Here is a 13659-nt window from a genome sequence, read left to right on the forward strand (position 1 = left end):
TCTTAGAAAATCAAAACTTACTTATGAAAAAAATATGGCAAAAGGACGACCTGGCCACCAATATATTAGTCAATAACTTTACCGTAGGAAAAGACCTTGACTTTGATGAACGTTTAGCGAAATATGATGTTAAAGGTTCTATGGCACATTGTAAAATGCTTGCAGAAACCGGAATTATTTCTCACGAAGAATCGGAACAGATGCTGACGGTATTAAACGATATTTTACAGGAAATTGAAAGCGGAAATTTTGAAATTGATAAAGAAGCTGAGGATATCCATTCTCAGGTAGAAGCAATCCTGATTACAAAATTAGGAGACACCGGAAAAAAAATCCATACAGCAAGATCAAGAAATGATCAGGTTTTATTGGATATTAAACTGTATTTATTGGATGAGATTCGTGAGATAACAGCTCTTACCGATGAGTTTTTCCAGATTTTAATCCAATTGGCAGATCAGCATAAAAATGTATTGCTTCCGGGGTATACCCATTTGCAGATCGCCATGCCTTCCTCTTTCGGATTGTGGTTTGGGGCGTATGCCGAAGCACTTTTAGATGATGTTGAAATGCTGTTTTCAACCAAAAATATCATTAATAAGAACCCACTTGGTTCAGCAGCAGGGTATGGTTCCTCTTTCCCGATCAACCGTGAGAGTACTACTTATAATCTGGGATTTCAATCCATGAACTATAATTCGGTGTATGCTCAGATGACTCGTGGAAAATCAGAAAAGTTATTGGCAATGGCAATGGCAACTTTAGCAGGAACACTTGGGAAATTCGCCTATGATGTGTGTCTGTATCTGAACCAGAACTTTGATTTCATTAGCTTTCCAAAAGAATTTACAACAGGAAGCAGTATTATGCCCCATAAAAAGAACCCGGATATCTTTGAACTGGTTCGAGCACGATGCAACAGAATTCAGGCGTTACCGAATGAACTGATCTTATTAACGAATAATCTTCCATCCGGATACCACAGAGATGGGCAGCTGACAAAAGAAATTCTTTTCCCTGCAATTGATTCATTAAAAGAATGTCTGGAAATCTTAAGCTATACCTTGCCGAATATTCAGGTAAAAGATGGAATTCTGGAGGATGAAAAATATAAATACCTGTTCAGCGTAGAAAAGATTAATGAAGAAGTGAAAAACGGAAGCTCTTTCCGAGATGCTTATGTAAAAGTAGGGCAGGAGATTGAAAACAATGAGTTTGAATTTGAGCCGGGTGCTTTGGATCATACTCACCAGGGAAGTATAGGTAATCTTTGCCTGGATAAAATAGAATACCAGTTCAATAAACTGAAGAATAAATTATTAGGTTAAAATCTGAACCATTAAGATAATAAAAGCTTGAGCGAACATAAAAATCTAAAAATTACTTTAGAACCGCCTTATGTTTTATCGTTGTGAAATCCTTAAATCTTAATTGCTTAAGCGGTCTTAATGGTCGGATTTTATTTTGATCTTTGAATTTGATGATTGTGATGAGAACCAGAAAGGTTCTTGAAAGAACTTTAAGATATGATGAGTTAAGAAAAGTTTGAAATTTAACGCATAGCTTTGTCATTCGCTTGCGAATATTCTTAACTTTTCTTCACTACTTAAAGTTTCTTAATGGTTTAAAAATTTAAAAATTATTCAAGATCAATCTTGAACTTGGTAGATTTTTTCACCTCATGAAGGACGATGGAACTGTGATACTGTCCGATATTAGGAATGTTTGAAATAACGTTGACAGCAAACTCATTATAAGAGTTGATATCTTTGGCAATAATCTTCAGCATGTAGTCATACTCCCCGGAAAGACTGATGATTTCCTGTACTTCATCATACTTTCCAATATGTTTTTCGAAGGTTTCCAAAACTTTCTTGGATTGCTCTTTAAGACGTACGTTACAGTAGACTACAATATTCAGACCCAGTTTCTCACGGTTTAAAAGACCTACATACTTCTGAATGATCCCCTGCTTCTCCAATTGTTTGATTCTTTCATACGTTGGAGTAAAGGTAAGACCAATCTTTTCTGAAATTTCTTTCACTGATAAAGTAGAGTCTTCCTGTATAATGCTGAGAATCATTTTGTCTTTTAAATCCATAGAATAATGTTGCGTTGTAACAAAAATATTAATTTTAAATGAGAATAAGGAAATACTCAGGGTTTTAATTTATTTTAAACTTTGTTTTTGTAGGTTCATAAAATTGTTGTATCTTTGCACCTAATGAATAAAAAAGCATTTATATCATTAGATTTACCGGGCGAAAGCGCCCTTTACGATATTTATTGTTATTAGCGAAGATTGTTGTCTTCGCTTTTTTTATGCTTAAAAATTAAGATTATGTTTACGATTACAGAACTAAGTACCGAGAAAATCAACAGTATACTGACAGAAGCACTGGCTTTCAGTAATGGAAAAACTGCTAAAATTGAAGGCGAAGTTTTTTGCTCCAATCTTTTCTTCGAAGATAGCACAAGAACAAAGACAAGCTTTGATATCGCAGAAAGAAAATTAGGATTGCAGGTTGTTCCTTTTGATGCGTCGCACAGTTCTGTAAATAAAGGAGAGAGTCTTTATGACACTGTTAAGACGATTGAAAGTCTTGGAGTAAATCTGGTAGTGATCCGAGATAAGAAAGACAGATATTTTGAGGAACTGAATAATATTAAAATTCCTGTAATCAACGGTGGAGACGGAACAGGAAATCATCCTTCACAATGTATGCTGGATCTGATGACCATTTATCAGGAATTCGGAAAGTTTGAAGGATTAAAAATAGGAATTGTAGGAGATGTAAAACACAGCCGTGTTGCCAACTCAAATGCTGAAGCCTTAAGAAGATTAGGCGCTAAAGTATATTTTTCAGGACCCGAACAATGGTTTGATGAAGGAGCATTAATTAACGGAACTTATCTTTCAGTAGACGAACTGATCGCTGAAGTAGATGTTCTGATGTTATTGAGAATTCAACATGAGAGACATGATGCTGCGATGAGCTTCACAGCATCTGACTATCATAAAAGATATGGCCTGACTAAAGAAAGAGAGCAGGCTATGAAAAAAGAAGCAATCATCATGCATCCGGCACCTATCAACAGAGGAGTTGAAATTGACTCAGATTTAGTAGAATGTAAGCGTTCAAGAGTTTTCAGACAAATGGAAAACGGTGTTTTCGCCAGAATGGCCATCTTAAAAGATGCATTGGAAGAAAAAGGATTTACCTTTAAGTAAAAGAGCCAAGATAAAAGTAAAAAGTACGGTGAGCTCCGTAGGAGCGACCTGTTAATAGCCATGGGGTGAAACCCCTGGAAGATAATAAAGACAATGATTATGTGAGCCCCGTAGGGGTGACCTGTTAATAGCAATTGTAGGGACACCTCCCTATTAATAACTATTAATAACAATAGGGTAAAACCCTTGGGATATAAAAAAGCCTCGTAGAGGCAACGTGTTAATAAAAAAGAAAATCTAAATAGAAAAAATGAAGAAAAAATTAATACTGGAGTCCGGTGAAGTGTTTCATGGAGAAGGTTTCGGAGCAGAATTGGAAACTGCAGGAGAAGTAGTTTTCAATACCGGAATGACAGGGTATCAGGAATTGATCTCTGACCCATCTTACTGTGGTCAGATAGTTTGTATGACCTATCCGCTTATCGGGAATTATGGTATTAACCGTGATGATTATGAAAGTATTGAGCCGGCAATTAAAGGACTTATCGTAAAAGAACTTTGTGATCTTCCTTCCAACTTCCGTACTCAGATTACTTTAGATGAATTATTTAAAAAGAAAAACCTTTCAGGAATTTCAGGAATCGATACAAGAAGACTAACAAGAATTCTTCGTAACTCAGGAGTTGTGAAAGGAAAAATCGTGAATGCAGATGCAGACGAAGCAGCGACAGCTGCAGAGCTAAAAACAACCACTTTCCCAATCAATCAGGTGGAAGAGGTTTCTACTAAAACACCTTACGCAAACCCTAACAGAGGTTTCAAAGTAGTATTGGTAGATTTTGGTGCTAAATTGGGAATCATCAGAGAATTATCTCAAAGAAATTGTGACATCATCGTGGTTTCTCACGATACTACAGCAGAAGACATTCTGTTGATGGACCCAGATGGAATTATGCTTTCAAACGGTCCTGGTGACCCGGAAGATGTACCACACGCATTAGATATGATCCGTGGATTATTAGGAAAAGTTCCAATCTTCGGAATCTGTTTAGGACACCAGCTAATTGGTCTTGCTTGTGGAGCAAAAACATTTAAACTGAAATTCGGACACAGAGGAGGAAACCACCCGGTACTGGATTTAGCGAAAAATACGGTAGCAATAACCTCTCAGAACCATGGATATGCAGTAGATCAGGAAAGTTTGAAAGGAACAGATCTTATAGAAACTCACATCGCTCTGAACGACAGAACCAACGAAGGATTAAAACACAAAATCCACCCTTGTTTCTCAGTTCAGTATCACCCTGAAGCGAGCCCGGGCCCTGAAGATGCAAACTACTTATTTGATGAGTTCATCCAGTTAATGGAAGACTTTAAGAAATAAGAAAGACTTCAGATATTAGACATCAGATAACAGACTTTATCATGCACAATTTTGAAAAACTGGTTTTTTGGCAGAAATCGATTGAACTTGCAAAACAAGTTTACACCATTTGTGCAGAATTACCTAAAGATGAAAAGTTTGGTTTAATTTCTCAAATTAAAAGATCTGTAATTTCTATTCCTTCAAATATAGCAGAGGGAGCAGGAAGAAATAATGATAAAGAATTTTATCACTTTCTTGGAATTGCAAATGCGTCCTCTTTTGAGTTGCAGACACAGTTAATTTTAACTAGAGAATTAAATTTACTTGACGTAGAAAAAGTCAATAGTCTAATATCAAATCTGAATGAAATTCAAAGAATGATTTATACATTCAAATCTAATTTAAAAAAGTAAAACATCCTGTTGGAAGTCTGAAATCTGACATCTAACATCTTGTATCTAAAAAAAGAAAAATGGCAAAACGTACAGATATAAAAACAATTTTAGTAATCGGTTCAGGACCTATCATCATCGGTCAGGCAGCTGAATTTGATTACGCAGGAACGCAGGCTTGTCTGTCTTTGAAAGAAGAAGGCTATAAAGTAATCTTGATTAACTCAAACCCTGCAACAATCATGACAGATGTGGAAATCGCTGATAAAGTATATATTGAGCCGATTTCATTACAGTTTGTAAGCCACATCATCAGAAAAGAGCGTCCGGATGCATTACTACCAACACTTGGAGGCCAGACTGGTCTTAATATGGCGGTAGAACTGGAAAAATCAGGAATTCTTGAAGAATGCAAAGTAGAAGTATTGGGAACTAAGCTTTCTGCCATCAACAGAGCAGAAGACAGAGACCTTTTCCGTGAATTGATGAGAGAATTGAATGAGCCGGTTCCGGAATCTGATATTGTAAACACAGTAGAAGGAGCATTAGCCTTTGCTGACGAGATCGGATATCCTGTAATTGTTCGTCCTGCCTTTACCATGGGAGGAACAGGTGGAGGTATTGCTTCCACTGAGGCAGAATTGAAAGAGATTGCTGAATTGGGACTAAAACACAGTCCGGTTACACAGTGTCTTATCGAGAAATCAATTGCAGGTTTCAAAGAAATTGAGTACGAAGTAATGCGTGATGCAAACGACAACGCGATTGTAGTTTGTAACATGGAAAATATTGACCCGGTAGGAGTTCACACAGGAGACTCTATCGTAGTAGCACCTTCTCAGACCCTTTCAGACAGAGAATATCAGTTATTGAGAAATGCTTCTTTAAAAATTATCAGAGCATTGGGAATTGAAGGTGGATGTAACGTACAGTTAGCTTTAGATCCACATTCATTCGATTACTATATCATTGAAGTAAACCCTAGAGTTTCCCGCTCATCAGCTTTAGCAAGTAAGGCAACAGGATATCCGATTGCAAAAATTGCTGCAAAGATCGCTGTAGGATTAACTCTTGATGAAATCATGAACCCGGTAACAGGAAAAACATACGCATGTTTCGAACCTGCTTTGGACTATGTAGTTACTAAATTCCCAAGATTCCCATTCGATAAGTTCGAAACGGCAGACAGAAGACTTTCTACTCAGATGAAGGCTACTGGTGAAGTAATGGCGATCGGAAGAAACTTTGAAGAGTCTTTACAGAAAGCGATCCGTTCATTAGAAACAGGAATCAAGCATTTAGGATTAAAGACTAAGCAGGCTCAGGCACTTACTGCTGAAGAAATCGAAAGAAGAATCAGAGTGTGTGATGATGAGAGATTATTCATCATCGGAGATGCTTTAAGAAGAGGATACGACTGGGAACAAATCGTAGAATGGAGCAAAATTGATAAATTCTTCATCTGGAAGCTGAAAAAGCTGGTAGACTTCGAAAAAGTTATTGCTGAAAACAAATTTGATAAAGAAACATTAATCGAAGCTAAGAGATTAGGTTTTGCAGATATCAATATCGCAGTTCTTTGGGATGTGAAAGAGCGTGAAATTTTCAACTTCAGAAAAGAAAACGGGATAATGCCGGTGTACAAAATGGTAGACACCTGCGCCGCTGAGTTTGAAAGTGAAACTCCTTATTTCTACGGAACGTACGAAGAAGAAAATGAAAGTGTAGTTTCTGATAAAGAAAAGATCATCGTTTTAGGTTCAGGACCTATCAGAATCGGACAGGGAGTTGAGTTTGACTACGCAACAGTTCACTCAGTGTGGGCAATCAAAGAAATGGGGTACGAAGCGATCATCATCAACAACAACCCTGAAACAGTTTCTACAGACTTCTCTATCTCAGATAAATTATACTTCGAACCCTTAACAGAAGAAGATGTAATGAACATCATCGAGCTTGAAAAACCTAAAGGAGTAGTAGTACAGTTCGGAGGACAAACAGCAATCAACCTTGCAGATAAATTAGCTTCTCACGGAGTACAGATCTTAGGAACTTCGTTAGAAGATCTTGACAGAGCTGAAAACAGAGATAAATTCGAAAAAGCATTACAAGAGCTTGGAATTCCTCAGCCAAAAGGAAGAACTTCAACCTCAAAAGAAGAAGCAATAGAAATTGCCAATGAAATCGGTTATCCGGTATTGGTACGTCCAAGTTATGTTTTGGGAGGTAGAGCAATGGAAATTGTGTATACCGAAGCCGAGCTGGCGCACTATATGGAATTTGCAGTAGAAGCAAGCCCTGAGCATCCTATCCTTGTTGATAAATACATGGTAGGAAAAGAAATTGAAGTAGATGCGATCTGCGATGGTGAGACAGTGGTCATTCCAGGGATTATGGAGCACATCGAAAGAGCAGGGGTTCACTCCGGAGACTCTATCGCAGTATATCCGCCACAGAACATTTCTCAAAGTGAAATAGATACTTTAGTAGATTATACTCAAAGATTAGCAAAAGGATTGAAAGTGATTGGATTGATGAACATCCAGTACGTACTTTTCGAAGGAAACGTGTATGTGATCGAAGTAAATCCACGGTCATCAAGAACAGTTCCTTTCTTATCTAAAATCACAGAGGTTCCAATGGCAAACCTTGCAACAAAAGCGATCTTAGGACAGAAATTAGCAGATCTTGGGTACAAAAACGGTTTAGTTCCGAATAAAGAAGGAGTCTTTGTAAAAGTACCGGTATTCTCTTTCTCAAAACTGACAAAGGTTGACATCTCTTTAGGCCCTGAAATGAAGTCTACAGGAGAGGTTATGGGGAAAGATACTACTTTAGAAAAAGCCCTTTACAAAGGATTGGTAGCAGCAGGAAGAAAAGTTCCAATGCACGGTTCTATCTTGTTCACAGTTGCAGACAAGCATAAGCAGGAAGCAGCAGATTTGGCAGCAAGGTTCCATGAAGTAGGTTTCAGAATCTGGGCTACAGAAGGGACAGCGAAATTCTTCGAAGAAAAAGGGATTCCTTGTAAAATAGGATACAAAATAGGAGAAGAAAGCGTAAATCTTATCGACCTGATCCAGAAAGGAAAAGTTCAGTATGTTGTAAACACCACTACTAAAGGTAAACAGGCAGAAAGAGATGGATTCCAGATCAGAAGAATGAGTGTGGAAAACGGAGTTCCTTGTTTAACTTCAATGGATACGGTAGAAGCAATTCTAAAAGTAATCGAAAGCATGAGCTTCAAAATGGAGACCATGTAATTTCGGAAAACAAATATTCCCAATCCCGCAGGTTATCTTGCGGGATTTTTTTATGTAAAGAATTGATCTCTAAATATTTTGTTTGCTTAAAAGTTTTAAATTAGTGAAGGAAATTTATTTGGGTTAACTGATATTGAGTTCTGTTTCGTACATTGATTTTCAGATTCAGCAATGCAGATATGGTTAAAAACCTTTAAAAAACAAAAGATTAAAATTATCGATTATGAAAAAAATTGTATTACTTTCCTTCTTCTTTCTTTTCTGTGAAACTTTTTCGCAGGAAATGAAAATAAAAAAAGAAAAATGGCATTGGAACAACAATAAAGTTAAACAAGACACCATTGCAGGTTATGCACAGGTATTAAAAGTTGATAATATTTTATACATTTCAGGAGCTGTAGCAAGCGAAATAACTCCAGAAGGAATTACATCTGTATATAATGATTTAAAAGCTTCATTGGCTAGTTTTGGAGCAACATTTGAAAATGTTGTAAAAGAGAATCTATATACAACAGATATAGATGGAATGAAAAAATTAAATTACGTCAGGAAAAAATTTTACAAAAAAGACTTTCCTGCAGCTACCTGGATACAAATACAACGATTATATATGCCTTCAGCCAAAGTAGAGGTTGAATTAATTGCCCATCTGCCGAAATAATTGTCAATAAATCCGTGAGCCTTTTTTGCGGGTACAGAAGAAACCATTCTAAAAATAATCTATTTATTTTTAGAAAAACCATCTAAACTAAAATGAGTATTAAGGCAATTACTTTAGGATTTTTAAGTTCTATTTTCGTTCTGATGCTTTTAGGATGTTCTTATTTGACCGAGTTTTATATTCAAAACCAGACCGGAACCCCCAAAATAATAATGATTAATTATAATTACCCGATTTCAAAAGCCATTAAGGATGAGCCTGCCGGCTTCGGATTTAATTATGAAAACGGAATATTGTCTCCCCGAGATTTTCGAAAAATCAAAAACCTTAAGTCCATTGAAAAAATAGAAGTAAAAGATTCTGCCATTATTTTGGAAGTTCAGCCCAATTCAACTACAAGGATTGACAGAAGCCATAACGGAAACTGGAGATATAGGATTAAAAGCGTTGAGGTTAATGGAAAAACCTTTAGTCCGGAAGAATTGAAGAATAAGACTAAGTTCATCAGTAATGATTATGTTTATAAAATTGAATGAATATTTTGTGAGATATAATTTCTTATTAATGCTTGAAAATAAACCTAACAGGTTTCAAAAACCTGTTAGGTTTAGAATACAAATACACGAATTTCCTTACAGAATACTCAATGACAACCGGAGAGCACTATTTAATTATATTCGAAAACAATCATATAAAATCTATTCAGAAGAATGTTGGGCATTATGATTGAAAAAGATTGAGCTCACATGTTTGATATTTATTATCAGCAACAATTTGCGATATCAATTGTAGGATTTCAAATTTATTATTCAGATAAAATAATTGTATAAAAATAATCTAAATTGCTGCCTAGGCCGTATATTAGCATAAAGAGATGTACATCACCATGAAATACAAATATTTAGTTTACATTCCGTTATTGACAATTACTTCCTGTAATAAGTCTGAGAAAAAAGTTGAAGCTTCTAATTCTGTACTCCAAAAAAAATACATCACTTTGGCATCCGTGAAAAATCCGTCCGGGAAAGAAATATCCTGGAAAGGATTTCTGAATGGAAAAACCCCGGTGTTTATCCATTACCAAGTGGATGGTAATCTAATTGTCGGAGAAATTACCTACCTGAATACTAAAAATAAATTGCCTATAACACTTTTAGGAACCATTGAAGATGATAATAGCTACAGAATTTTAGAATTTGAAAAATCTGGAAATATAACGGGCGTCATTACCGGAAAACCAGCGGAAGGCACTTTCAAAGGAAGTTGGTTTTCACCAAAGACCAGAAAAGAGCTTGTACTTAATCTTGTAAAGAAGGATACTGCTCTCGTTTCAGATGGGATAGAAACAAAGTTAGGAGATCTGTTCGGTCGTTACCGTTACCAGTATAGTGAAGCAGGCTATCAGGGAGATTTAGAAATTAAGAGATTGCCAGATTCAAAAGCTGTTTTTGGAATAACATCAGTTACCGGGGAACCGGCAAGAAATCTTGCACAAATAGACGATGACACCATCAGCCTGAAAGCAACCGATTTTGTATATAAACTGGCGGATACAGATGATTGTGAATTTAGAGTGAAGTTCTACAAAGGATTTGCTGTGGTTCAGTATACCCAGGGAGTATGCAGCGGGCAATTCGGAATGAATGCCACTATTGAAGGAATATATCTGAAAACAAAATAATCAACAGTATTCTGGCCATTTATTGTTACCCGGTACTAGTGGCAGAGAAAGTTTGTATTTGATAACGAAAAATGGAACTATCGGTTCGGATAAAATGGATATAAAAAGTAAACTATTTAATTTTTTTTGCTGATTTATGTAAGAGGTTGTAAATTAGGGGATCATAAATAAATTATTCAGGAATTATGATAAACTGATCAAATTCCATCAAACTATAAAACAACCATGGCAGAATATTACGCAAAATCTAGTGATTCTTTATCCTTTGAACTCATCAATGATGCTCAACTGACAGGAAAAATTACCTATAAAAGTTGGTTTAATTTTAATGCTGTGATTGAGCTGGCGGACCATCAAAGTTTTCAGGTTGAGCCCAAGGGTTTATGGGGAACAACCATTGAATTGAAGGACAACGAAAAGGTTCTTTTAAAGTTTAGAATGAACTGGAATGGCGAAATAATTGTGCAAACCTATTTTGATGGAGTAAAAGAAAGCTTTGTATTTAAGCACAGAGGGGTTTTCAAAGATTCATTTGTACTTACAGATAAGGTGGGAACAGAACTCTTAGTAATGAAACCTCAGTTTAAATGGAACCTTCTGAATTATGAATATCAGATCACTACTTCCAATGACTTTGAGATGTATTCCAATAAAGATATTCTATTGCTTACTTCATTACACTGTGCAAACTATTATATGTCTATGATGGTTGTTGTTTAAATAATAGAAATGAATTAGATAAAATGTAAATACATTGATATAAAATATACTGTTTAAATTTCATGCAGTATTGAAATAAAAGGGTTTGTGAGCTTTCATAAACCCTTTATTAATGGGCTTTTTCAATAAGATAATTTTATGATTTCTGTCATGTTTTTATTTAGAATTAATAAAAATAAAGTAATTTTGCGGCACTAAGCTTAATTATAAAAATGAAAAAAACTATTATTTCTGTATCATTATTAGCCGTCACCATGTTAAGTGCACAGGAAAGTGATACCCTTAAAGTAGCCGAAATCCAATCAGTATCCCTTCAGGGAACCCATAATTACAGAACCAAAAAATCCGAATCAGTAGCAAGACTTCCTTTGGAAAACCTTGAAAATCCAACGGTTTACAATCTTGTTCCTAAAGAAATCATCAGTGAAATGAATGCTACAGATTTCAATACCGCAATGGCATCAGCGCCGGGAGTGGTAGTTAGCAATAGTGTGAACGACAGTGGTAATGATATTTTTTTGAGAGGCTTCAGTTCCAATGCCAGTTTCAGAAACGGATTGATTCAAAACCCAAGAGTACAGTCGGAAATTACAAATGTTGAAAGAGTAGAAGTAATCAAAGGACCATCAGGAACATTATTCGGTGGAACCTTAGCAAATTATGGCGGGGTAGTGAATATTGTGACCAAAAAACCGCAGGAAAATTTCGGGGGAATCATCAATTATACTACCGGAAGTTGGGGAATGAACAGAATCACAGCAGATGTAAATACCCCTTTAAATAAAGAAAAAACAGCATTGGCAAGATTCAATGTAGCAGCGTACTCTCAGGATTCTTTTCAGGATGCAGGATATAACAAAGGAGTGTTTTTCTCAGGAAGTATTTTATATAAAGTAAGCGATAAAACTACAGTAACCTTAGACACAGAATTCCATGCTCCGGAAAAAACATTGAATGCTTATGTAAGACAGTCTGAGAAATTGACTTACCATTCGATGAAAGATCTTGCTGCCATTCATGGCAGATCATTTACCAGTAATGATGTTGGATCGAAAAGAACCAATTTTGTGACGATGGCTGAAGTTACCCATAAATTCAATGATCAATGGACTTCCAGAACATCATATCAAAGAGGAGAAGCCAACGAGAAAGAGTCCATCTTCTTGGTTTTAAACTATATGGATGATAATAGAGTGAGCAGAAGCATACGTCCTTTTGACAACTATAAGATCACAACAGACAATATTCAACAGAACTTTATGGGTGACTTTAAAATTGGAGGTTTAAGAAACCGTCTGGTAGTAGGATTGGATTATTTCCAACAGACCAGCAAAAACCAATATCCTGTATTTACCGTGGGTAAAAATACAAACTCAGCCTTTGCTCCTTATCCTTTAAATGGAGTAATTGGAGAAAATTATGGAACAGAGAAAGGAAATGATATTATTCAATTGAATGCTACTTCTGATTGGACTCCTATCTCCCGTGATGTTGTGAAGAAACTCCCAAGAACCGGAACAAAATATGAAATTACACAATACAGTACTTACAGTGCCTATGTTTCCAATGTATTAAATGTTACAGATAATTTACTTGTAATGGCCAGTTTAAGAATGGATCATTACAAAAATGATGATATTAAAAGAAATGGAGTAGCTGGAAATGACGGATATAGCCAGACACAATTCTCTCCAAAATTTGGTTTGGTATATGAAATTAAAAAAGATGAAATTTCATTCTTTGCCAACTATGTAAATGGGTTTAAAAATATTGCTCCGGGTCTTAATCAGGATGGTGTTCTTACTAAATGGGATCCGGAACAGGGAAACCAGTTTGAAGCCGGGTTTAAATTAGATCTGTTGGGTAAAAAACTATTATCAACGATTTCCTATTATAACATGAGAGTTAAAAATAGAGTTATTGCTGATCCGGGAGGACTTGGAAGCAGACAGGATGGTAATATTAAAAATCAGGGATTTGAAATGGACCTTGTAATTAACCCGGTGAAAGGTTGGAATATCGTTGGTGGATATGGGTTTAATGATAACCGTTATGATGACAGAAGTAAAGATGCTGGAAAAAGAGTAGCATGGGCACCTAAACATGTCGCTAATCTATGGACTAGTTATAAAATCATGGGGGGAACCTATGAAGGATTAGGTTTCGGAGCTGGATTTAACTTTGTAGATAAAACGTATATCAACATTAGCAACCATTTCCTTGCACCGGCTTATACAACAGTAGGGGCTACCGTGTTCTACGACAAGAAAAAATACAGAATTGGTCTCAAGATGAATAACGCGCTGAATCAAACCTACTGGAACTTCTACGGACAGCCACAAAAACCAAGAGAACTCCTGGCCAACTTTGCATTTAAATTCTAACCCCTTTAAAACCATAAACA

General features: G+C 36.0%; 11 protein-coding genes. 10 read left to right on the forward strand and 1 reads right to left on the reverse strand.

All coding sequences use genetic code 11. From position 1 onward, the window contains the following. Positions 1-23: 23 nt before the first annotated feature. Positions 24-1328 (forward strand): argininosuccinate lyase, encoded by a 1305-nt coding sequence (gene argH, locus J2772_RS06820; protein ID WP_209914812.1) that lies wholly within the window; start codon positions 24-26, stop codon positions 1326-1328. A 311-nt stretch (positions 1329-1639) separates the two neighbouring features. Here the strand turns inward: argH and J2772_RS06825 are convergent, their stop codons facing one another. Beyond that, positions 1640-2101 (reverse strand): Lrp/AsnC family transcriptional regulator, encoded by a 462-nt coding sequence (locus J2772_RS06825; RefSeq protein WP_045495405.1) that lies wholly within the window; start codon positions 2099-2101, stop codon positions 1640-1642. A 240-nt stretch (positions 2102-2341) separates the two neighbouring features. On the opposite strand from J2772_RS06825, the gene J2772_RS06830 reads away from it, so the two are divergent. The 9 genes from J2772_RS06830 (at position 2342) to J2772_RS06870 (ending at position 13639) form a co-directional block, all read left to right on the forward strand. Next, positions 2342-3232 (forward strand): aspartate carbamoyltransferase catalytic subunit, encoded by an 891-nt coding sequence (locus tag J2772_RS06830; protein WP_245365160.1) that lies wholly within the window; start codon positions 2342-2344, stop codon positions 3230-3232. A 250-nt stretch (positions 3233-3482) separates the two neighbouring features. Continuing rightward, complete coding sequence (locus J2772_RS06835) at positions 3483-4556, forward strand: carbamoyl phosphate synthase small subunit (protein ID WP_209914815.1); 1074 nt, start codon at positions 3483-3485, stop codon at positions 4554-4556. Between the two features lie 41 nt (positions 4557-4597). Continuing rightward, complete coding sequence (locus tag J2772_RS06840; protein ID WP_209914818.1) at positions 4598-4951, forward strand: four helix bundle protein; 354 nt, start codon at positions 4598-4600, stop codon at positions 4949-4951. Positions 4952-5010: 59 nt separating this feature from the next. After that, positions 5011-8193: a carbamoyl-phosphate synthase large subunit gene (carB, locus tag J2772_RS06845; RefSeq protein WP_209914821.1), complete on the forward strand. Its 3183-nt coding sequence runs from the start codon at positions 5011-5013 to the stop codon at positions 8191-8193. 283 nt (positions 8194-8476) lie between these two features. Next, positions 8477-8854, forward strand: coding sequence for a RidA family protein (locus J2772_RS06850; RefSeq protein WP_245365161.1), 378 nt, complete (start codon positions 8477-8479; stop codon positions 8852-8854). A gap of 92 nt (positions 8855-8946) precedes the next feature. Continuing rightward, positions 8947-9390, forward strand: coding sequence for a hypothetical protein (locus tag J2772_RS06855; protein ID WP_209914827.1), 444 nt, complete (start codon positions 8947-8949; stop codon positions 9388-9390). 350 nt (positions 9391-9740) lie between these two features. Continuing rightward, positions 9741-10535 (forward strand): hypothetical protein, encoded by a 795-nt coding sequence (locus J2772_RS06860; protein ID WP_209914830.1) that lies wholly within the window; start codon positions 9741-9743, stop codon positions 10533-10535. Positions 10536-10760: 225 nt separating this feature from the next. Next, the gene (locus tag J2772_RS06865) at positions 10761-11255 is read left to right on the forward strand and encodes a hypothetical protein (protein WP_209914833.1); all 495 of its coding nucleotides are present in this window, start codon (positions 10761-10763) and stop codon (positions 11253-11255) included. Between the two features lie 212 nt (positions 11256-11467). After that, positions 11468-13639: a TonB-dependent siderophore receptor gene (locus tag J2772_RS06870; RefSeq protein WP_209914835.1), complete on the forward strand. Its 2172-nt coding sequence runs from the start codon at positions 11468-11470 to the stop codon at positions 13637-13639. Positions 13640-13659 lie beyond the last annotated feature (20 nt).

This window comes from Chryseobacterium jejuense (assembly GCF_017877355.1).
GTDB classification, from domain to species: Bacteria; Bacteroidota; Bacteroidia; order Flavobacteriales; family Weeksellaceae; genus Chryseobacterium; species Chryseobacterium jejuense_A.